This window comes from Streptomyces sp. NPDC028298 (genome assembly GCF_055565895.1).
This window is the reverse complement of record NZ_JBVHTL010000001.1, coordinates 243057-263706: the sequence shown is the minus strand read 5'-3', so window position 1 is coordinate 263706 and position 20650 is coordinate 243057. Positions and strand designations below refer to the sequence as shown.

At 69.3% G+C, this 20650-nt stretch carries 22 protein-coding genes; 11 read left to right on the top strand and 11 right to left on the bottom strand.

Translation table 11 applies throughout. The features are described from left to right. The first annotated feature begins 93 nt into the window (after positions 1-93). The gene (locus ACZ4TO_RS01245; RefSeq protein ID WP_385038320.1) at positions 94-342 is read left to right on the top strand and encodes a hypothetical protein; all 249 of its coding nucleotides are present in this window, start codon (positions 94-96) and stop codon (positions 340-342) included. A 434-nt stretch (positions 343-776) separates the two neighbouring features. On the opposite strand, the gene ACZ4TO_RS01240 is transcribed toward ACZ4TO_RS01245, so the two are convergent. From ACZ4TO_RS01240 to ACZ4TO_RS01230, 3 genes are all read right to left on the bottom strand, one after another. Beyond that, complete coding sequence (locus tag ACZ4TO_RS01240) at positions 777-1418, bottom strand: hypothetical protein (RefSeq protein ID WP_468023050.1); 642 nt, start codon at positions 1416-1418, stop codon at positions 777-779. A 516-nt stretch (positions 1419-1934) separates the two neighbouring features. Continuing rightward, the gene (locus tag ACZ4TO_RS01235; RefSeq protein ID WP_468023049.1) at positions 1935-2690 is read right to left on the bottom strand and encodes a hypothetical protein; all 756 of its coding nucleotides are present in this window, start codon (positions 2688-2690) and stop codon (positions 1935-1937) included. Positions 2691-3905: 1215 nt separating this feature from the next. Continuing rightward, complete coding sequence (locus tag ACZ4TO_RS01230) at positions 3906-4463, bottom strand: hypothetical protein (RefSeq protein WP_385037061.1); 558 nt, start codon at positions 4461-4463, stop codon at positions 3906-3908. A 132-nt stretch (positions 4464-4595) separates the two neighbouring features. Between ACZ4TO_RS01230 and ACZ4TO_RS01225 the strand changes: the two genes are divergently transcribed. Then, a complete protein-coding gene (locus ACZ4TO_RS01225) occupies positions 4596-5015 on the top strand; it encodes a hypothetical protein (protein WP_468023048.1) in 420 nt (139 codons plus the stop codon). Positions 5016-5147: 132 nt separating this feature from the next. Further along, a complete protein-coding gene (locus ACZ4TO_RS01220; RefSeq protein WP_468023047.1) occupies positions 5148-5294 on the top strand; it encodes a hypothetical protein in 147 nt (48 codons plus the stop codon). 211 nt (positions 5295-5505) lie between these two features. Here the strand turns inward: ACZ4TO_RS01220 and ACZ4TO_RS01215 are convergent, their stop codons facing one another. Continuing rightward, positions 5506-5955 carry a hypothetical protein gene (locus ACZ4TO_RS01215; RefSeq protein ID WP_468023046.1) on the bottom strand — a complete coding sequence of 150 codons (450 nt, stop codon included), beginning with the start codon at positions 5953-5955 and terminating at the stop codon, positions 5506-5508. A 680-nt stretch (positions 5956-6635) separates the two neighbouring features. Between ACZ4TO_RS01215 and ACZ4TO_RS01210 the strand changes: the two genes are divergently transcribed. Beyond that, positions 6636-7553 (top strand): NADP-dependent oxidoreductase, encoded by a 918-nt coding sequence (locus ACZ4TO_RS01210; RefSeq protein WP_385037070.1) that lies wholly within the window; start codon positions 6636-6638, stop codon positions 7551-7553. Between the two features lie 332 nt (positions 7554-7885). Here ACZ4TO_RS01210 and ACZ4TO_RS01205 read toward each other — a convergent pair whose 3' ends face one another. Together ACZ4TO_RS01205 and ACZ4TO_RS01200 are read right to left on the bottom strand one after the other, a co-directional pair. Next, positions 7886-8257 carry a VOC family protein gene (locus ACZ4TO_RS01205; RefSeq protein ID WP_468023045.1) on the bottom strand — a complete coding sequence of 124 codons (372 nt, stop codon included), beginning with the start codon at positions 8255-8257 and terminating at the stop codon, positions 7886-7888. Between the two features lie 285 nt (positions 8258-8542). Beyond that, positions 8543-9475 (bottom strand): SDR family oxidoreductase, encoded by a 933-nt coding sequence (locus tag ACZ4TO_RS01200; protein WP_468023044.1) that lies wholly within the window; start codon positions 9473-9475, stop codon positions 8543-8545. 163 nt (positions 9476-9638) lie between these two features. On the opposite strand from ACZ4TO_RS01200, the gene ACZ4TO_RS01195 reads away from it, so the two are divergent. Both ACZ4TO_RS01195 and ACZ4TO_RS01190 read left to right on the top strand, forming a co-directional pair. Next, a complete protein-coding gene (locus ACZ4TO_RS01195; protein WP_468023043.1) occupies positions 9639-10205 on the top strand; it encodes a TetR family transcriptional regulator in 567 nt (188 codons plus the stop codon). 183 nt (positions 10206-10388) lie between these two features. Continuing rightward, the gene (locus tag ACZ4TO_RS01190) at positions 10389-11087 is read left to right on the top strand and encodes an alpha/beta fold hydrolase (protein ID WP_385037080.1); all 699 of its coding nucleotides are present in this window, start codon (positions 10389-10391) and stop codon (positions 11085-11087) included. A 478-nt stretch (positions 11088-11565) separates the two neighbouring features. On the opposite strand, the gene ACZ4TO_RS01185 is transcribed toward ACZ4TO_RS01190, so the two are convergent. Then, positions 11566-13122, bottom strand: a complete 1557-nt coding sequence (locus ACZ4TO_RS01185) for an alpha/beta hydrolase (RefSeq protein WP_468023042.1) — start codon at positions 13120-13122, stop codon at positions 11566-11568. Positions 13123-13439: 317 nt separating this feature from the next. Between ACZ4TO_RS01185 and ACZ4TO_RS01180 the strand changes: the two genes are divergently transcribed. Further along, positions 13440-14180 carry a class I SAM-dependent DNA methyltransferase gene (locus tag ACZ4TO_RS01180; RefSeq protein ID WP_468023041.1) on the top strand — a complete coding sequence of 247 codons (741 nt, stop codon included), beginning with the start codon at positions 13440-13442 and terminating at the stop codon, positions 14178-14180. Between the two features lie 62 nt (positions 14181-14242). On the opposite strand, the gene ACZ4TO_RS01175 is transcribed toward ACZ4TO_RS01180, so the two are convergent. Continuing rightward, a complete protein-coding gene (locus tag ACZ4TO_RS01175) occupies positions 14243-15160 on the bottom strand; it encodes an NADP-dependent oxidoreductase (RefSeq protein ID WP_468023040.1) in 918 nt (305 codons plus the stop codon). A gap of 223 nt (positions 15161-15383) precedes the next feature. Between ACZ4TO_RS01175 and ACZ4TO_RS01170 the strand changes: the two genes are divergently transcribed. After that, a complete protein-coding gene (locus ACZ4TO_RS01170; RefSeq protein WP_468023039.1) occupies positions 15384-15812 on the top strand; it encodes a YrdB family protein in 429 nt (142 codons plus the stop codon). Positions 15813-15968: 156 nt separating this feature from the next. Here the strand turns inward: ACZ4TO_RS01170 and ACZ4TO_RS01165 are convergent, their stop codons facing one another. After that, positions 15969-16502, bottom strand: coding sequence for a GNAT family N-acetyltransferase (locus tag ACZ4TO_RS01165; protein WP_382780743.1), 534 nt, complete (start codon positions 16500-16502; stop codon positions 15969-15971). A gap of 91 nt (positions 16503-16593) precedes the next feature. Between ACZ4TO_RS01165 and ACZ4TO_RS01160 the strand changes: the two genes are divergently transcribed. After that, positions 16594-16854, top strand: a complete 261-nt coding sequence (locus tag ACZ4TO_RS01160) for a hypothetical protein (protein ID WP_468023038.1) — start codon at positions 16594-16596, stop codon at positions 16852-16854. Between the two features lie 33 nt (positions 16855-16887). Here the strand turns inward: ACZ4TO_RS01160 and ACZ4TO_RS01155 are convergent, their stop codons facing one another. Continuing rightward, entirely contained in the window at positions 16888-17112 is a 225-nt protein-coding gene (locus tag ACZ4TO_RS01155) for a hypothetical protein (protein ID WP_468023037.1), read from the bottom strand. Beyond that, complete coding sequence (locus ACZ4TO_RS01150; protein ID WP_468023036.1) at positions 17109-17738, bottom strand: nucleotide-binding protein; 630 nt, start codon at positions 17736-17738, stop codon at positions 17109-17111. The genes ACZ4TO_RS01155 and ACZ4TO_RS01150 overlap by 4 nt, the downstream gene beginning before the upstream one ends. A 284-nt stretch (positions 17739-18022) precedes the next feature. Here ACZ4TO_RS01150 and ACZ4TO_RS01145 point away from each other — a divergent pair, with 284 nt between their 5' ends. Beyond that, positions 18023-19666: a sodium/solute symporter gene (locus ACZ4TO_RS01145; RefSeq protein WP_468023035.1), complete on the top strand. Its 1644-nt coding sequence runs from the start codon at positions 18023-18025 to the stop codon at positions 19664-19666. 110 nt (positions 19667-19776) lie between these two features. Next, positions 19777-20601 (top strand): polysaccharide lyase family 7 protein, encoded by an 825-nt coding sequence (locus ACZ4TO_RS01140; RefSeq protein WP_382780864.1) that lies wholly within the window; start codon positions 19777-19779, stop codon positions 20599-20601. The last annotated feature ends 49 nt before the right edge of the window (positions 20602-20650 follow it).

Below are 20650 nucleotides of genomic sequence, written 5' to 3'. Positions count from 1 at the left end.
GTCGTTATGTGAGGTCTCGTGCAGCGCGAGTCGCGGCAGTCGTGTGTGCGGCAGGATGCGGTCATGGATTTTCGGATCGAGTGGCCTGCACCCATGGACGAGTACGACTGGGCAATACAGGAGGCCAAGGGCTGGCTGGATGTCACGGTCACGTGGCACGGTGACAGGCAGGTCGTCGAGGTGTACGACCCGGTTCGACTTGCACAGTCAGTGACCAGCGAGACGGCCCGGCTCGGGCACTTCAAGGCCAGGCGCCTGCTGGTGGTCCCCAGTGTCACGCGCGAGAACATCGAATCCGCCGTCTCTGCGATCGCGGACGAAGGCTTCTTCGATCACGGATAGCCCGACGCAGTACGGTGGCCGGGAACAGCCCAGCCAGCAGCACACGGGACCGCTCGGAGGTGCAGCGATGGCGATCGTCGATCCGACCGTCGGTACCTCATGCCGGCTGCTGTCGACGGACCTTCGCGTTGCACGCCAGGCTTCGTAGTGAGGGCGCGAACAACCCTGCCTCAGGCTCGGTGAGGATGCCGCGGGCGACGAGCTTCGAGCGCATCCCCTCTGTGTGTCGGGGATCGGTGCCGCTGCCCGGTGTCTGGCAGACCTCCCTCGCGCGCTACCGGCCGGCGCCGCTGGTGAACACGGCGACGATCTGCGGGTAGGCAGGCGTAACGGGGGTACGGGCAAGAGAGTCGGCCTCGGGGTCGTCTTCCCCGGCCGGGGTCTCCCCTCGCCGATGCCGTTTGACCAGTCCGGCGACTTTGCCCGGCCGGGTCCTAGCAGTAGCCGTCCACCCGGGCGCCGGCTGGAGTGAGGTTGGGCCAGGGATGTCCTGATCTGTCGGAGGCGGCGGACCGTAGGAGGTCAAGAATCGTGCACCCCGGGTAGCCCCGAAAACTCGCATAGACGCCCCGGTAGTAGCAGCTCCAGTAGCTCACGACCCGCCGTTGAGTGCGAGCGAAGAAGGCGGGGTTGTCCGACAGGAACTGCCCGTAAGCGAGGTGGCCGCCGGTGCCGGGCGTGGTGAGATCACGGAGCTCATCGCAGATGACGACCAGGATCTCCAAGACGTACTCGCCAACCAGCTGCACGACGAAGGGGACGACCCATGGGTCCGTCGAACCAACGAACTTCTCCAGGTGGCGCTGCCTGACCATGCCGTCGCAGTGTCTTGAGTACAGGCAGTGCAGAAGCTGTTGTTGGCGCGACGTAAGCGACGCCACCCTGTCAGTTGACGGCTCGTCGTTGTAGAGGCGCCCGGGAATCAAAACCTGCTGGCCTTCGACAGCGACCGAGAACGAGGCATGCGGCTGGAACCGAGAATCAGGCATCACCGCCAGGACTGCCTCGGCATCGCTTGCAAGCTCGGCTGGGAACGCCGTGATCAACGGATTGCTGCGGTCGGAAAGCGGCTGCACGAGCCGAGCATAGGCGGATGCCTCGGCCAGGTCGTTGACATTAATGGCCCCACACCCGCTCAACTCGGCGAAGGTATGTGGTCAGGGCACTGGCGATCAGCCGCCGGTGGAGGCCCCATTCGTCGAGGTCACCGTAGACATGGGCTTCGATGCCTCTCAGGGCGTCCATGCTGACAGCCTCGCCGCGGCAAAGGGCGATGAGTGAGTCCTTGCTCCGCCACCAGGTTTCGGTCAAGCCCCGCACCTCGGGCACCGACTCGAGGGTGGCATCAATCTGGACGGCAGGTTCTTCCTCACGGGGCGTCGAAACCGCGGTCGACGGCGGAGTGCGCGCATGCGCGGGCACCGTCCGCATGCGCGCTGCAACCATCCTGCTGCTGCAAGGCCCGCCCTTGGCCCCACCGCCCTAGGCTCGACAGGTGGGCCGAGCTGCCGACAGGGCTGAGTCCTCTGGCGCAGCCACCTCGCCCCGCCAACGCCCATCGTTCCCGCCGGACAGCCGCCCGGGTGATGAGGTCACAAATCGATGGAGTCCGCTTCCGCGGTGGCGTCCGCGAGCAGTCGAAGGATCAGGGCTCGGCCCTCCCCTCCCATCAGGTCATCGGGGCCGTAGGAGCGCTTGGGCCAGTACGCCTGCCCATCGATCCAGGGGATGCCCATCGGCAATCCATCCCTTGCGCCACGGAGTTCGAGGTTGCCGGCGGGCTCCACCGGCAGGTCGGCCGGAAGTTTGCTCGCCCCAGGGAACCGGAGCCAAGGCTGTGGCAAAGGCATGAGTTCCACGATCCCATCAGGCCGGACGTCGTCGCCCCCGTCGGCCGGGAACAACACCAGCAGAGCGATCCCGCCCCAGGGCGGGTCGTACACCAAGGCATACCGCTTGGGCACCGGGCCGGGCGCACACGCCGCACTGGCCAAGGTCCTGGCCGTCGCCCCAGGGACTCCACGAAGACGGTAGGCCCCGTAGAGCGCCAGCCCCACCGACACCACAAGCGGGTACCAGGCGTCAGGCATTATCGAAGAGCCGACCAGCAGGCAGATCGCCAACACAAGACACGCGAAAACCAGCGCCGTGACCAGGGTGGACAGACCCGAGATGCTCCGCAGCGTCCGCACCCGCCACCACCGCACCGTGCGAACGTCCGCCTCTCGACGCCTGCGTGCCGTGGGCCTGGGCAGCGCCGCCTGGCGCCGCGCCTCGGCGGTCATCACCGCGTACGTAAGTGCGCCAGATCTAGGCGCCGGGTTTTCTCCATCGTCGTCGTGCGACATCGGGCCCCTCCCCTTCACGGGTATCACCCCGCGCCCCAACTTGCTGTAACAGGCACCGACTTTAGACCCTTAAGGGTTTCGCGCGCTGATCGTTTCAGAATGAGGTTCGCAGGCGTCTCAAGCAGGTGATGCTGCAGGCAAGTTGGAGCATGCCGAGGTGGAAGTCGGCCCGTATCGGGTAGCGGATGCGGAGTCGTTTGTCCCGGCCATCAGCCGTGTCAGCATGCCTAACCGTCCTCGACACCCTGGCGGTGTCGAGTGGCAGGGGACTTCGTCGGCTCGTCTCAGGTTCCGTCTCATTCAGACCCGTTCACCCTCAGCTTCAGACCCGTTCACCGCCGTTCAGGCGAGACTACGAGTCCGACACGACGCGAGGCCACGACGTCCGTGAACGCAGGTGAACGCGCCGGTATTCGGTGCACCGCCCCACCAGCACAGTTGGAAAGCGTGCGCCTCATGCCGAGGTACCTTCTGGTCATGTCGGTCAAGGGCGTCTGTCCACGCTGTGAGCCTCGGAGCCAACCTCTCGCCGTTGTCGACCGCAGGCCGGCCACCCGGGTGGGACCGAGCTAGAGTGCGGCATCGTTGATCACGGGGGAGGACGCGGTGGCAGAGGCGCGACCGGTTGACGACGACACAGTGGCGGCCGTGCTGACCTACTGGGCAGTGCTCGAAATCCGGAGCTTGGCCCGCCGCCGTAAGGCCCTGAGTACCTGGCCCGACGACGACTACGTCGCATGCATCGCATGGCTCGCGGATCTGGTGCACAACATCGCAGGAAGCCAGGCCCAAGCGCCTCGATGGATCTCCTGGCGTAAGAGGCGCCGCCGTATGAGCTGGACCTGGCAGACCGCGGGCCCGGCCGGGCGCGCATGGATCCTGGAAACTCTCGAAAAGAACGGCATGGTCTGGACCCCGCCCTCGGACGACCGAGGAGGCAGCATGCCCCTTACTGACCGATCTCTGTAGAACTACGGATCAGACGTGCCCCCGCCGTGCCCGATCCTCCGGTAACTGGCGGGGAACCGCTGTGGGTGACGGACAGCGCACACTGGAACGGCACCTGACCAAGATGCCTGGTCAGGGGCCATTCACCTGCGGTGGGTGTGGAATTTGAACCCACGGTGACTCGCGCCACGACGGTTTCAAGACTGTGTGCGGGACGCGGCCTGCCGACGCAGCCCCCACGCCCGAAACCGGCTGCTCGCGAAGATGTCACGGCTGTCCGCCGAGCCCGAGCTTCTTCACGCCGAACGGGGAGAAGACCATATGGGCAGCCCAGCCGTGGTGGATGAGAGCGATCTGGGAAGGCACTGGCGTCAGCGGATAGATGGCCTTGCCCCGCGACCAGTTCGCGAGCAGGCCCTCGGTGGTGTCGACCGCGCAGACGACCATCGTCACCTGGAGCTTCCCGTCGCCCCACGTGTTCCACAGGGCCCACCCCTCGGGCCGGGCCTCGACCCCGAGTCGGGCGCACGCCTCCTCATAGGTCTCCTCCATGCCATCAGGCATTGCCCCGGGACGCAGAATCACCACGCCCGCGAGCTTCAGCTCGGGTCGATCCGCCTCATCGTCGAGGCAGCCGTCCTCGGGGAAGTGGTAGTGGCGAAGCCCCCGGGCCAGCGCGTTCACCGCCCGCCGCAGGGGCGTCGCGTCGTCTGCTTCCGGTTGATACGAGAGCCAGCCCTCGGCCGAGGCGGCGCCCGCGACCACGCCGGCGAGCCGTTCTATTTCTCGCAGGTGGTCGAGTTCGGAGAGTTCAGGTCGCGTCACGGTGGCCAGTTTCGCAGCGGCGCATGTTCGGGGCATCCCAGTTTCCACGCGCCTCGGATATGAAACCGGGCCCTCGTCGGCCAGGCGTGTCAGGGGCCGATCGAGAGGTCGCCGAGGTCTGACACGGAGACTATGGAAGTTCTTGAGGCGTACGACCTGACCGGGACGGTCTGGTCCGCGGCGACCTTGACGGGGCGCGACCCGAAGAAGGTCAAGAGGTATGTCGAGGCCCGCAACGGCGGGCGCAATCCCTATGAGCGAGAGCCGCGGCCGACGACGATCGACACGTTCCTGGAGAAGGTCGAGGAGTGGGTCGAGCAGTCGAAGGCGACGATCCGTGCCGATGTGGTCCACGACGAGCTCGTGAAGATGGGCTACCGGGGCAGCGAGCGCTCGACGAGACGGGCGGTGAGGAGGCTACAGTCCGCATCACGAAGGCCGACCTGGTGCCTACAGAAGGAAACCTGCTGGCCGCCTACGACACCTTCACCGAGCTCGCCGATGCCTGCCTTACCTGGTGCGATGCGGCGAACTCCCGCCGTCACCGGGTGACCGGGCAGATACCCGCCGACCGCCTCGGCATCGAACGCACCACGCTGCATTGTCCTGCCCATCGAGCCGCTCGCGCTCGCACCGGGCGAGGAGAGACTGGTCGACTCGGACCGCACCGTCAGCTTCACCTCGGTGCGCTACTCGACCTCGCTGGGCCATACCGGCGCCAAGGTGTGGTGCCGGGTCGTCGGCGAGGAACTGTCCATCACCGCCCGTACCAACTCCGGTGACCTGTCGGAGATTTGGCGCCACAAGCTCTCCACCCCGGGTGTTCCGTAGATCATCGACGCGCACTACCCCGACCATCCCGACGGCCGAACGGGCGTACGTCTTCCACGGGACGGTCACCGTGGCCGCGATCCGCCTATGGCTCCGTCCGCAGTAAAACGCCTCGTTCAGAGCTTTCGGCACCTGGGTGGTGGTGGCGCAGTTCGCTGAGTAGGCGCGCGTCGACAGCCCTGACGTCTCAAGATGAGCTGCCGAAACCGGTCTACCAGGGTGAGCGGGTGTCGCGGCGTGCTTCTGGGGTCTGCTCGGGCAGAGCCCTGTTTTGGTCGGTGCGCAGCAGCATGCCCGGGTCGGGTTCGAAGTCCTCATTGGGCGGTGCCGGCCGGTGGAAACGCTCGGTGCGCGGAATGGTGACTTCCACCAGCCGGCCCTCATGGAACATCCATAGCCCGAAGCAGTCGTCGTCCTGGTCGCGAAGCAGAACTTGCACCGTTGGTGGATGCGGCCACGGCAGCGACTCCAGGTGCTTGAGCAGACCCTTCCGGGCACGCACTTTCTCGAACTCCAGGGCCCACCCGAACTCGTAGCCCCAGTGCCCCGCTATCGGGACGAAGCGACCTTGCCACGTGCGCTCCGGGTCGTCCTGGGTCAGCGGTTCCATCACCTCGTCCGACCCGCGGGCGAGCACGATGACCTCGGCGTCTCTACTCATGCCGGAGTATCACCGCAACCGCCTGGTCCACCGCAACCGAATTCCTCAACCGGCCGACGCAGGCAAGCGTGGGCAGATTGGTCACGAGCTCTCAGTGCCGGCGAGCCCGACGACGGCGCCTTCGGAGAAGTTCATCTGCGCCCAAGCCACGGCTCCGATCAGCTCCCACGACCCATCGGACAGTCCCTAGGCCCTGCCAGCGCATTCGATTCCCGGCATCCGGTGTCGGGCCACTCCTCGGGATGGGACCGCGGCCGGGGAACGAAGCGGCCGGCCGGGATGGCCATGTCCAAGGCCTGATGAGGCCGCATCCCGTCGTAGTCCTTCAGCCAGGTATCCGCGGTCGTCTGCGCGGTGGCCAGGTCGGCGAACGGGTCCTGCTGCGGCAGGGCGCGCGCCTCCCACGTGGGAGTCTGGCGATGACGCGCAGGCCCGGACCGGACGGTCGGCACACAGGTCACACCGGAAAGTGGCCCAACGTTTTGCCGCTGGAATGGACCATACCCCTGGGCCGCTCTGATCCTAGGGTCGGAGACATGACGACAAGCGGATAGCTGTCCATCCCGCACCGTCCAGATCGAACCGGCCGTGCCCAACAGCCCTGTCGAGGGCTTGCCGAACGGGCTGTCCGGCCCGCGACATCTCCCCCGAAGAGACAAAATGTCCGAGGAGGCATTCCCATGAAAGCGATCGTGGTGAGCGACCAGTCCGCTGGGACGGCTGGGATGACGCTGACGGAGCGGCCCGAGCCGGTCGCATCGATCAACGACGTCATCGTTCGGATTCACGCATCGGGCTTCGTCCCGACCGAGATGGAGTGGCCATCGACCTGGGTCGATCGTGCCGGCCGTGACAAGACGCCGTCGATCCCCGGCCACGAGCTGGCCGGGGTGGTCGCCTCCCTCGGTTACGGCACGACGGGGCTGTCGGTCGGGCAGCGGGTGTTCGGCCTCGCCGACTGGCACCGTGACGGCACCCTCGCGGAGTACGTGGCCATCGAGGCGCGCAACGTCGCGCCGCTGCCCGGCGACGTCGACTTCGAGGTAGGCGCGTCCTTGCCGATCTCGGGTCTGACCGCGTGGCAGGGGCTGTTCCAGCACGGCCGCCTTCAAGCCGGCCAGACCGTCCTCGCTCACGGCGCGGCCGGGGCGGTCGGGACGATGGTGACCCAGCTCGCGCGTGAAGCCGGCGCCTACGTCATCGGCACCGGGCGCGCCGCCGACCGTGACAAGGCACTCGACTTCGGCGCGCATGAGTTCGTCGACCTTGAGAACGACGCGCTGAAGGATGTCGGCGACGTCGATCTGGTCTTCGATGTCATTGGTGGCGACGTTCAGAAACAGTCCGCTGCCCTGGTCAAGGCTGGAGGAACGCTCGTGTCCATCGTCGGCCCGGTCGAGGCGCGACCCGTTGACGGCCTGGCGGTGGACTTCGTCGTCGAGACCGATCGTGCCCAACTGGGTGAGATCGTGCAGCGGGTGCGGGACGGACGGCTGCGGACCAACATCGGTCACGTCTCGGCGCTCGACGATGCCGTCGCCGCGCTCAACTCGCCCGAGCGACGCAAGGGGAAGACGATCATTCGTGTTCGTCCATGAGGACTGGGGGACAGTGACCGGTCCTTCCCGCCGGTGCCGGTTCCCGGCCCACGGCTGCCCCGAGGACGAGGGGCTGGGGGAGACCCCTGAGGGAAGATCTTCTCCCAGGCTTCTCGAGAGGACCCGTGTAGCACTGAAAGGGCGAGGTCGGCAGCGACAACGGCGAGGCCCGCCTCGTTTGTGTGGCGGTCACGCGTACCCGTCAGCGCCCGGATCCGGGCGGTCCGTGCTGGATCGACGATCATTCGGAGGGCGGACTTGCCACCTGGCGTCCGATGGCGTGGTGGCGGGTTGCGTGCCAAGCACCACTTACTCCCTCCGGCATCCGAGCCTTAGCCGACGAGGGTCGTCTTCGGGCGTACGACGCAGAACTCGTTCCCCTCGGGATCGGTCAGTACCGTCCACGATTCCTCGCCGGTCTGTCCCACGTCCGCCCTGCGGGCCCCGAGCGCGAGGACGCGTTCGATCTCTGCCTCCCGGTCCTCGGCCGCGGACGTCAGATCGAGGTGCACGCGGTTCTTGACGGCCTTCCGGTCCGTGACCGGCATGAAGCAGATGCCCACCGGTGACGTCTCGTCCGGCCCGATCACGACCTCCCGCTCCCGCTCGGAGAGGATCCGCCAGCCCAGCACCTCGGCCCAGAACCGGGCCAGTGAGGGGAGGTCGTGCGCGTCGATGACGATGTGGTGCAACGAGAGCGGCATATCTGCCAATGTGCCCCGGATTCGCCGCAATCGCAGCATCGGGACGGCGTCGCGGGTGGCATCTGGCGGACAGGCCGTACTGCTCTTCGCTACGGCCCGGGAGGCTCGTCTTCGCTACGGCCCGGGAGGCTCGTCATCGCTGAGGCTCGGGAGGCTCGTCTTCGCTGCGCCCCGGGAGACTCGTCTTCGCTACGGCCGGGCGACTCGTGCCCCTGGGCCCGGGTCCCTGCCCAACCGCGGCCGGGTTCCCCCTTCTGCCCCTCCGAAGAGCGGCGCGAACCGCCCCTACTGCCCGCCGTTCCGGAAGTAGTGCCCCATGTCCAGGTCCTCGATCAGGCCCGGCCCGGTCGGGTTCCAGCCCAGCAGGGCGCGGGTCCGCTCGCTGGAGGCCGGGCTGTCGAGGCCGAGGAAGCCCGACAGCCAGGTGAAGTGCTCGGGCGCCTCCTCGACGGGGACGGAGCGGGTGGGTACACCGAGGTGGCGTCCGATGACCTCGGCGACCGAGCGGATCGGAACGCCGTCCTCGGCGCTCGCGTGGACGACCGATCCCGCCGGTGCGCCCTCCAGGGCGAGGCGGAACAGGCGCGCGGCGTCGTCGCGGTGCGTGGCCGGCCAGCGCTGGGTGCCGTCGCCGATGTAACCGGAGACACCCTTGTCGCGGGCGATGCCGATCAGGGCGGCCATGAAGCCGTTGTCGCCGTCGCCGTGCACGGTCGGGGGGAGCCGGACGACGGACGAGCGGACGTTCCGGTCGGCGAGGGCGAGGGCGACCTGCGCGGTGCCCATCCGCGTCCGCGGGCCGCTGGGCAGTGCGGACAGTTCTTCCGGCGTCCTTCCGTCGTCCTCCGTGCTCGGGCGGCCCGTGGCCAGGCCGATCAGCCCCGACGCGATGAGCAGAGGTCGTCCGGAATCCGCGAGCGAGTCGCCGAGGACCTCGACGGTGCGGCGGTCCGCGTCGGCGGCGTCCTGGAAGCCGCCGGAGAACGCGAGGTCGTGCTTGAACGCGAGGTGGATCACGCCGTCCGACGCCTCGGCCGCCTTGCGCAGGACGTCGAGGTCGTCGAGGGTGCCGGACACCGTGTCCGCCCCGGCCTTCGTGAGGGCCGAGGCCGAGGCGTCCGAGCGGGCCAGCCCGACCACCTCGTGTCCCGCTCCGATGAGCTCGGGGACAAGTGCGGAGCCGATCCATCCGGATGCCCCGGTGACGAAAACACGCATGAGAAAGCCTCCAGCCTGAGTGGCCGTCCGCGCTCCTGGAGAGCGCGTGGCGGCCACCGAGCGATGTCAGTGACTGTCATCAAACGTAGCACTCGATGTCAGTGACTGTCATCGCATGCCGCCGTCTCGATGACAGTGACTGTCATCGAGTACGATGCCGAGCATGGGTCGATGGCAGCCGGACGCGCGCGGCCGCCTCGCACAGGCGGCACTGGAGCTCTACGTCGAGCGCGGCTTCGACCGCACCTCGGTGGCGGAGATCGCCGAACGGGCGGGGCTGACGGAGCGCACGTTCTTCCGGCACTACGCGGACAAGCGCGAGGTCCTGTTCGCGGGTTCGAGCGAGTTGCGGGACGTGCTCGCGAGTGCCGTCGCGCAGGCCCCCGAGTCCGCCACCCCGCTCGACGCCGTGGCGGTGGCCCTCGAAGGCGCCGCGGCCGTGCTGGAGGCTCGCCAGGAGCACGCCCGACAGCGGCAGTCCGTCATCGACGCCAACACCGAGCTGCAGGAACGCGAGTTGATCAAACTCGCGTCGCTGTCCGCGGCGCTCTCGGACGCACTGCGGCAGCGCGGTGTCGACGAGGCCTCCGCCGGGCTCGCCGCGGAGGTGGGCATCGCCGTCTTCAAGTTCGCCTTCCGGCGCTGGGTCGACCAGACCGAGGGGAAGGAACTGGCCCAGTTCATATGGGAGTCACTGGCCGGCCTGAGAGCCGTGACCGCGCGGGCGTGACCTCCCTCTGCTGGGGCTGCTTGAAATCGGCCTAGGGGGACGGGAGTTCGGTCCGAGGGGCGGCCGTTCGGTCAGGGGCCGTCAGGGCGTGTGGCGAACGCACCTCCAGAGCGGCGTCGACGTCCCCGGAGCGGCGTCCGTATCTCCGGAGTGGTCGTCCGGCCGTTCCGCTACGGTGCGACCATGGCGAACTTCGTACTGGTTGCAGGTGCGCGACTCGGATCGTGGGCGTGGGACGACGTGGTGCCGCACCTGCGTGGGGCCGGCCATGGCGTCCTCCCGCTGACGTTGTCCGGTCTCGCCGAGAAGCAAGGGATGCCGGCCGGGCAGCAGACCCACGTCCAGGACATCGTCGACGAGGTCGAGCGCCAGGACCTGCGTGACGTCGTCCTGGTCGGCCACAGCTACTCGGGCATCCCAAGTGGTCAGGCCGCCGGGCGGATCGGTGACCGGCTGGCGCACGTGGTCTTCCTCGACTCCAGTGTCCCTGCCGATGGCGAACCGTTCGTGTCCGCCTGGCCGGACGGCGGGACGATGATGAGGGCGACGATCGCCGAGAACGGCGGATTCTGGCCGGTCGCGCCCGCGACCCACTTCGAGGGCCACGGTCTCACCGATGACCAGATCGCACGGATCGTCCGCGGCTCGACGCCACACCCGGGTGCCACGCTGACCGAACCCGCCGTGCTGGACGTGCCGATCAGCGGCCTCCCGGCGACCTACATCAAGTGCACGCTCGGTGACCCCGAGCCGAGCGACGACGTGACCAAGCTGCTGACCAGCGGGAGTTGGCGGCTGATCGAGATGGACACCGGTCACTGGCCGATGTTCTCCCAGCCGCGCGAACTGGCGCAGATCCTCCTCGACACAGCCGGAGCGTGACCGCAGTTCGGTAGAGCCGGTGTACTTACTGATGGGTGCAGAATGAGGTAGCCCGTCTGGCCCATACGCGGTGCATAGTGTCCTCATGGATCAATTCGTGGGTCAGGCCCGTCTCGAGTGGTGGGCCAATCCCTCGGTATGCCTTGAGATGTACGACATCGACGTCACCGTCACTGTCGACGCGGCCGGCGAGTGGTGGGCAACCGGTCGGCATGCCCATGCACTCGACGCGACCCAGCGCGAGGGCTGGGACTTCCTCATGGAGATGGATCCTTACTTCTCTGTCGCCTTTCCCGGTGAGGATCGCGGCGGGATCATGGTGCGAGTCGTCGAGGCAGAGGACGGAGCCCTCACGCTCATGCAGGCACCCGACTGGAACGGCTCCGCGAGCGTCACCTTCGACCTCACCAGAGTTCAGCCCGCAAGGGCAGGAACAGCGGCTTCGCTGCCCTTGCCGCCCGGCAGGTCCGTACGAGCCTCAGGACATGTCGCCCCGGCACGCCGTCCCCGGGGCCGGGGTGTGGCCCGTGCGGAGGTAGCGGTCGACCCTCTCCTTGACGCAGCGGTTTTGCGGGTAGGTGCCGTGGCCCTCTTCCTCGGCCGTCAGGAGGACGCCGACGCCGGCGCCCAGGGCGCGGGCCATGTGGCGGGCGCCGGGGTAGGGGGTGATCGGGTCGCCGGTGCCGCCGACCACCAGGACGGGAGCCGCGCCGTCGGCGTTCACCTGGAGCGTGGGGCTCTCGCCGTCGAACGGCCAGTCGTAACAGAGGTAGACCCCGGTGGACCAGACAGCGCCGAAGACGGGTGAGGCCGCTTTGACGCGGGCCTTGTCCCGGTCGAGGCGTTCGAAGTCCGGGCGCAGGCTCGAGTCCGCGCAGGTGATCGCGGTCTGGGCGGCGCGGCCGTCGTCGTGAGGGGTCGCCGCTCGGTCGGCGGAGCCGATGTCGTCCGCGCTCTTGCTCAGCGGACGGGCGTCGTTGTGGTCGATCAGCGCGGTCAGAGCCTTGGCGAGCGGCGCCCATCCGTCCGTACCGAGGCGGAGATGGTCGCTGACGGAGAGCGCGAGGTCGTCGGCGTCGAGGTGCCGTCCGCCGCCGGCCGGGGCGGGCTTCTTCTTCAGACGGTCGGCCAGGCGCGCCATGCTTCGAGCCGCCTCCTCGGGCCCGTCGCCGGTCGGGCAGTGGCGGATACGGGCCGCGCAGTGCACGGCGAACCGGTCGAACGCCGCCTGAACCGCCTTGACCTGGGACACCTGCCCCTCGTCGAGGTCCTCGGTCGGATCGACGGACGCTTCGAGGACCAGCCGTCCGACATGCGACGGGTACAGGTGGGCGTAGACCGCGCCGAGCGCCGTTCCGTACGAGACGCCGAAGTAGTGCAGCCGCTCGTCCCCGAGGAGGTAGCGCATCAGGTCGAGGTCGCGCGCGGTGTGCGAGGTGCCGATGTACGGGAGGAGCGCCCTGGAGTGCTGGGCGCAGGCGTCGGTCCCGGCGTAGCCGGTGGCGTCCACGGTCTTCCCGCAGCGTATGGGAATGGTCGCGCCGACGCCGCGCGGGTCGAAGGAGACCAGGTCGTAGCGGTCGAGCAGCGGCTCGTACTGGTTGAGACGTTCGGGCAGTCCGCTCACGCCGGACACGCCGGGGCCACCGAAGTTGAGGACGAGCGAGCCGATGCGCCGGGCGTTCGGGCCGGTGGCCTTGCGGCGGATCAGGGCGACGTCGATCGTCCTGCCGTCCGGTTTCCGGTAGTCGAGGGGGGCCTTCATGGTGGCGCAGTCATAGCCCGTGCGCGCGGTGCGCGGCGAGGTGCAACTGGACCAGTGCAGGTGCTGGCCGGTGGTGAGCGCGGTGGGCAGTCCGGCGGGCGGGTTGCTCGCGGTGAACTCCGTACGCGGCTCCGCATCTCGGCCGCGAGCGTCGTGCTGGAACCAGGCGCTGACGGCCCCGATCGCGACGAGGACCACCACGGCGATGATGCGCGCGCCGACCGAGAGGCCCCCCGGTTCTCGGCTTCGTATCGTACGTGCGTCACTCATCGATATCCCCGCGCTCCCGCCCCTGGACGACCACCCCTGACCGTCCGCCCCGTGCCCGCATGCCCGTGCCTGTGATCATCGGATCGCGGAATGCGTGCAGGATACAAGCCGCCTCCGACACCACGGCCGGACGCCCGACGTGCGATGTCCCGCACGGCGGGCTGGTCACGGACCGTCAGCCGCCCGCGGACCGCGGCCGTCAGTCCGCCATCGGACCGCGGGCGTGAGCTCGCCATCGGACTGCTGCCGCGAGTTCGCGACCATGCACGCCCCAAATTGCCGCGCGCCGCGAAGAGTTGCCGCAGTACGGTCTGGCGATGGACGAAGCGGATGGATACTTCGGTGAGCGGACCGCGGCAACCTACGACGAGTCGTCAGGGGACATGTTCGAACCCGGCGTCATCGACACGACGGCCGACTTCCTGGCGGAACTGGCCGCCGGAGGAAGGGCCCTTGAGCTGGGCATCGGGACGGGACGCGTCGCGTTGCCGCTGCTACGACGCGGAGTCCCGGTCTGCGGCATCGACCTGTCACGAGCGATGGTCGCCCGGCTGCGCGCCAAGCCGGACGGTGACGCGATCGACGTCACGATCGGTGACTTCGCCACGACGAAGGTGGACGGGACCTTCTCCGTCGCCTATCTGGTCTTCAACACGATCATGAACCTCACGACGCAGGAGGAGCAGGTGGCGTGCTTCCGCAACGTGGCGGCCCACCTGGAGCCCGGAGGCTGCTTCGTCATCGAGGTGATCATCCCCGAACTGCGCAGACTCCCGGCGGGGCAGAACGTCGTTCCCTTCCACGTGAGCCCCACGCGGTGGGCGTTCGACATCTACGACGTCGCCACCCAGGCGACGAGTTCGAACTACGTCGAGGTCGTCGACGGCCGCGGCGAGTACCGGTCGATCCCCTTCAGATACGTGTGGCCGTCCGAACTCGACCTGATGGCGCAGCTCGCCGGCCTGCGACTGCGCGAGCGATGGGACGACTGGACACGGGAGCCCTTCACGAGTGAGAGCCGAAAGCACGTCTCGGTCTGGGAGAAGCCCGCCGGCTGACGGCGAACGCGCTGGGCGGGTCCGAGAGACGGGTCCGAGAGCCAGGTCCGAGAGACGTGGTCTCAGGGCAGGAGCACGATCTTCCCGTGGGTCTGCCGCAGCTCCAGCTCGCGGAACGCCTCCCGGACCCGTTCCAGCGGGTACGTGCGGGCGATCGGCACCTCCAGCTCTCCGCGCGCCGCGAGCCGGGCCAGTTCACCGACCACGACCGCGCTGGCCGCCGCGCCCTCGCCGTACGTGTGCGCGCCGACCCGTGCCGCCGCCTCCCAGTCGCGGATCGTGTTGATCCGCTCGGGCCGCACGCCCAACTCCACGGCCAGATCGACGTAGCCGTCGCCGAACGTGTCGATGAACGCGTCCACCGTCCCGCCCGAGGCCTGCCGGATCCGTTCGGCCGCGCCCTCGCCGTAGTGGACCGGAACGACCCCCCGCTCCTTCAGCCAGGCGTGGTTGCGCTCACGCGCCAGCCCGATCACCGTGGCACCGCGCAGCCGCGCGAGCTGCACGGCGAGAGATCCGACGCCGCCGGCCGCACCGGAGACCACGACGGTGTCGGCCGGTCCGGGGTCCACCGCGAACACGGAGGCGTACGCGGTCGTGCCGGCCACGTACAACGAGCCGGCCACCTCCCAGGACAGCCCCTTCGGACGCGAGACCAGTTTCACGTCCTCCACCACGACGAACTCCGCGTGGCTCGCCCTGCCGTGCGTGAAGCCCAGGACCTCGTCACCCACCGCGAAGCCGCGCACCTGAGGACCGGCCTCCACCACGACACCGGCCAGATCGCTGCCCTGCCCGGAGGGGAAAGCCGCCGGCCAGCGTCCGTGCCGCGCCCCCTCGCGGATCATCGCCTCGCCGGGCTGGATCCCGGCCGCGCGGACCTCGACGAGCACCTCCCCGGGGCCGGGCTTCGGACGCTCCACCTCCTCCACCCGCAGCACGTCGATCCCGCCGTACTCGTGGAACCGGACCGCCTTCATCCTGTGATCACCGCTCTTCCTCGTCCGGGTGAAACGGGGGTGCCGGAGCCCCGGAGGGGCCGCGCGGCGACCATGACTCCTGACTCAACTGCCGCGCGGGGCAGTAGTGTTCCCGCGTGCGCGCCATGCCGGCGGCCCAGGCGGACCGCGTGCACGCCACGCCGGCCGCCTACCTGCCCGCGTGCAAGCCATGCCAGCCGCCCGCGCACACCGAGAGGACTTCATGACCACGGACCCCGGCACAAACCTGTTCGCCGAGCGGCCGTGGGTCGCGGCCAACGAAGTCCTGGCGTTCTTGGTGGAGCTCGCCGCGCTCGCCTGTCTGAGCTGGTGGGGATTCACCGTCGGCGACAGCCGGTCGCTCCACGTCCTGCTCGGCCTCGGGGCGCCCCTGACGGCCGTCGTGCTCTGGGCGCTGTTCGCCGCGCCGAAGGCACGGCTGAGGCCCGGGCTGCCCGTCGTTCTCCTCGTCAAAGCGGTGGTACTGGGAGGCGGCGCGGCCGCGGTGTACGGAGTGGGGCATCCCCTGGGAGCCGTGGTCATGGCGGTCGTCGTGGTCGCGAACACCGCGATCGCCGAGACCTTCCGCCGTACCCCGCCCGGCCGACCCCTGGGGCCGGACGGCACGACCCCCTCACCGGAGTCCGGCTGAGCCCCGCCGGAGCAGGTCACGCGCCACGACCGGCCCTCCCGCGCCACGACCGGCCCTCACCCGTCGCGAGCAGGCCCCAAGCACCACGAGCAGCCCTCAAACACCACGAGCCGCCCTCAAGCACCGCCAGCGGGCATCACGCCTCGATCGGGATGATCACGCCTGGAATTCGGTGAGATCGATGGCGTGGACGGTCAGCGGGTAACCGAACTCCGGGTGGACGGTCTCCCGCTCCGGCTTCATGCCGAGCTTGTGGACGATGTCCAACGAGGCCTGATTGCTCACGTGGTTGATGCTGATCACCCGGTCGAGACCACGGTCCTGGAGGGCGAACTCCAGGGTGGCGTGGGCGGCTTCGGACGCGTAGCCCTGGCCCCAGAACGAGGTGCCGAACCGGTAGCTGATCGCCACGGCGGGCAGGACCTCGGGCAGGAACTCGGGCACCGACAGCCCCGCGATCCCGGCCAGTTCGCCCGAGGCCAGCAGCTCGACGGCGAAGATGCCGAAGCCCTCGTCGTCCCATTCGTCCTCCCACCGCTCCATCTCCTCGGCGGTGGCGTCCAGGTCGCGGACCGAACCGTCGCCGATCCAGCGCATGACCGCGGGGTCCGCGTTGATGTCCGCCATGGGGGCGAGGTCGTCGTCGTACCAGCGGCGGAGGAGGAGGCGGGGGGTGCGGATCTCGGTCATGACGTCCATCCTGCCTTACAGGTGAGGCCACTCCCGCCGCAGGCCGAGCGGGTCATTGTTTTGCCCGGGTCGACCGGGGCAACCGGCCGTCATGGAGACGAATGACGGTACGGAAGAAACGATCGAGACCCAGGGCGACGAGCATCACGTCGTGCTCAGCGCCGACACCAACGGTGACGGCAAGACCGACGTCTGGATGACCGACACCACGGGAGACGGCAAGGCCGATCTCTACCAGTTCGACACCACGGGTGACGGCCGGATCGACCTGACGATGGTCGAGAGGGGCGAGGAGCCGGGCGTGGACCGGGTCGTCGTCGAGGGCGACGGCGGCCACCCGATGGAAGGCTGACCTCCGCCACGGCACCGGGCCCGGCCCTCGGGCCTAGGGCGTGCCCGTCAGCGGACGCAGCGCGGCGGCGCTGACGCGCAGGAGCGCGGACACGGGCGGTCCCACCCAGCGTGCCAGCTCGTCGGGCAGCGCCGGGTCCAGCTCGATCGTCACCCGGACGTATCGCGTGTCCAGCCGTGCGACCTTGGCGTGACGGGGCGCGGCGGCGTCCGGCTCCCGTTGCAGAGCGGCCCGGTAGGTGTCCTTGCGCTGGTTCACATCGTGTCCTGACGCTTGATCAGCTCGTCCGCGAGATCCATGTACGCCGACCCCTTGACCGTGACGGGGCTGCCGAACGACTGGGAATACAGGTCGAGTCGGGGAATGTGGGTGGACAGCACGTCGAAGCCGCGCTCAATGAGGGCTTCGCGGGCATCGGCGTCCGGGCCGGTGCGGGTGGCGTCCGGACGGTTCGTACGGTTCAGCAGGACGGCGGAACGGGCCGGCCGGGGCCGCAGGGACTGGACGTCGCCCATCTCGCGGCCGATCGGCGCCATGCGGTCCAGCTCGATGGGGGAGGGGGTCACCGGCACGATCCACTCGCTCGCGTACCGCATGACGCTCCGGGCGATGTGGGCGTGATCCTCCATCTGCGGGGCGTCGAACACCACGGCCTCCCGGTTGCCGATGAAGTCGTTGACGCGCCGGTGCACGTCGCCCACCGGGAGGGAGACCACGGGGAAGGGGAAGCCTCCCGCCAGTTCGCTCCACCGCAGCGCCGAGGACGCGGGGTCGGAGTCCACCAGGAGGGGTGAGCAGCCCGACTCGTGCAGCGCGTGAGCCAGCCACACCGCGCTCGTCGTCTTGCCCACTCCGGGTTTCAGGTTCACAAAGGCATAGCTCATCGACACAGGGAGCCACGCTAGTGACCGCGAGGGGCCGGGAGTCGGCCGAGCGGCGGATACCGTCCCGTAGTTCACCCCGCCGCGCCCGTGAATCATCCCAATGGATCAACGCGGTGTGCCTCCGCACAGCCCCTCCCCGTGATCGCTGTGCGGCCGCCACCCGTACGCGCGGCCCTCTGTACGCGCTCCGGCGCGGCTGATGCCATGCCGGGCATGTCTCCCGCAGCTCGCCCACATCCCGTTCCTCCCGTCCCTCTGTCATCTCCGGTCCCGGGCGTACGGGCATGCCCATACGTGTCGGCGTCGTCCGAGGGGCGCCGGTGAGCGGCGTGGGCGACGGAGAGTCGCTCGCCGTCATGGTCTTCCTCGGCTTCGTCGCCGTGTCGCTGCTGCTGTGCGGTCTGGCGGCGGCCGATCTGGACGACCCCGAGCACTTCTACGCGGGCGGCGGCGCGGCCTTCGGACCCGTCGGGGGCGGGCTGGCCGTCGCGGGTGACTACATCTCCGCGGCCACCCTGCTCAGCACCACCGGCGCGGTCGCCCTCGACGGGGCGGACGGCATCCTGTTCGCCTGCGCCACCGTCGTCTCGCTCTTTCTGATGATGCGGTTCCTGGGTGAACCCCTGCGCAGGAAAGGGGTGTTCACCCTCGGGGACTTCCTCGCCGACCGGCTCGCAGACCCCTCCGTGCGCCGCGCCCTCGGCATCGCCTCGCTCGTCGTGCTGACCCCGCTGCTCCTGGTGCAGCTCTCCACCGCCGGACGCATCATGGCGGCGATGTTCGGGCTCCCGGACGGCGCGCTCACCGGGTGCACCGTCGCCGGAGGCATCCTGATGGTCTGCTACGCCGCGTTCGGCGGGATGCGCGGAGTCGGGTACGTACAGATCCTGAAGGTCGGTGTCGTGCTCACCGCCCTGCTGCTCCTGGCTGGGATCGTCCTCGCCCGGTACGGATGGTCACCACCGGCACTCTTCGGCGCCGCCCGGGATCACTCGGGAGCGGGCGCCGACTACGCGCGGCCCGGGCTCCACTTCGGCCACTCCCTCGCCGGGCGCCTCGACCTGATCGGGTTCGAGGCCACGCTCCTGATCGGCGCCGCCTGTCTGCCGCACATCACCATGCGGCTCCACCCGGTCGGGGACGCCCGCACGGCGCGGCGTGCCGTCGGCTGGGCGGTCGGCCCGGTCGCGGTGGTGTGTGCCGGGGTTGTGGTGGCCGGGCTGGGCGCGTGCGCCCTGCTGGGCCGGGGTCCGGTGCGGGCCGCCGACCCCGGGGGAGCGACCGCTCTGCTCATGGTGACCGGCGCGCTCGACCCGGTCGCCGGGGGTCCCCGGCACAGCATGCTGTTCGCGACGGTCGCCTGCGCCGTCTTCGCCACCACGCTCGCGGCCGTCGCGGGCATCACGCTGGCGGCCGCCTCCAGTCTGGCCCGTGACTTCGGAGGCCGGCCCGCGCACGGGGGCCGTTCGGCCGCCGGGGAGATCCGCAGGGCGCGGCTGGGGATCGTGCTGGTCGGCGCGGTCGCCGTCGTCGTGTCGGCGTTCCTCGGGGACCGCGGCAGACTGACGCTGATCTCCTTGTCGTTCACCGTCGCGGCCTCGGTGCTCGCCCCGGTGCTGCTGTACGCGCTCTTCCTGCCGGGCCACTCCGCGACCGGGGTGCGCCGGACCGTCTACGGGACCCTTCCGCTCGTCGTGCTGCTGCTCGCGGGGTCGCCGGCGGTGTCGGGCACGCCGTTCGCGGTCTTCCCCGGTCATGACGTCCGCTGGTTCCCGCTCCAGACACCGGGGCTGATCACCATTCCGGCCGGCTTCCTGCTCGGGCTCACGGGCCGCAGGCCCTCGCGCGGCGCCGCCGCCCGTACGTCCTGGCCGCGCTCAACTGCCGTGGGGGCGCGACCTCTTGACGGAGCTGGTGCAGACCTTTAGCGTCACGGCACACGCGAAGTTCACAGGTGAACTCAACGTTCACTCATGTGAACCTCGGCTCCCCCCACCGTCTGCTCCACCCGACCAGACGAAAGGCCGTGACCGTCATGATGAACAAGCGACCACGTACCCGAACTCTTGCTGTCCGTACCGGACGTGCCGCCCCTCCTCGGCTCCTGACGGCGTCCGCGGTCGCGGGCCTCGTCGTCGCGGCCACCGTTCTGGGCACCTCAAGCGCCGGTGCCGCCGACCCGAACGTCGCGCCCGGCGGCAACTTCGACCTGTCGGTCTGGCAGCTCCAGGAGCCCGTGGGCTCACCGGGCTCGCCCACCACCATCTCCTCCGCCCGGTTGCAGGGGGCGAACGGCTTCCAGGACGCGTACTTCTACACCGACACCCGTGATGGCGCCATGACGTTCTGGGCGCCCGAGAAGGGCGTCACGACGCCCAACTCCTCCTACGCCCGCTCCGAACTGCGGGAGATGAACCGCGGCGGCGGCGCGGCGGACTGGTCGCTGAGCGGCAGCCACCGGCTGAGCGCGACGCTGCGGGTGGTGTCGGTCACCTCCAACGTGTGCGTCGGGCAGATCCACCTCGGCTCCGGCGGATCGTCCACCAAGCCGCTCGTGGAGCTGTACTACCGCGCGAGCGGCGACATCGTCGTCGGTACCGAGAACGCGCCGTCCGGCGGGCAGACGACCCACACGGTGGGACACGTGGCGGTCGGCAAGACCTGGACCTACACGATCGCCGTCTCCGGCGGGAACACCATCGACCTCACCGTCAACGGCAGCACCACGCACTACGCGATCCCGTCGTCGTTCTTCCCGTACAAGCAGTACTTCAAGGCCGGCTCGTACAACCAGTCGTCCTCGCAGAGCACCACGAAGGGGGCGCGGGTCGCCTTCTACGGTCTGAACGTCTCGCACGGCTGACAGGGCACTCGCCGGAAACGGCGGAGGGGTGGGCCCGGCAACACGCCGG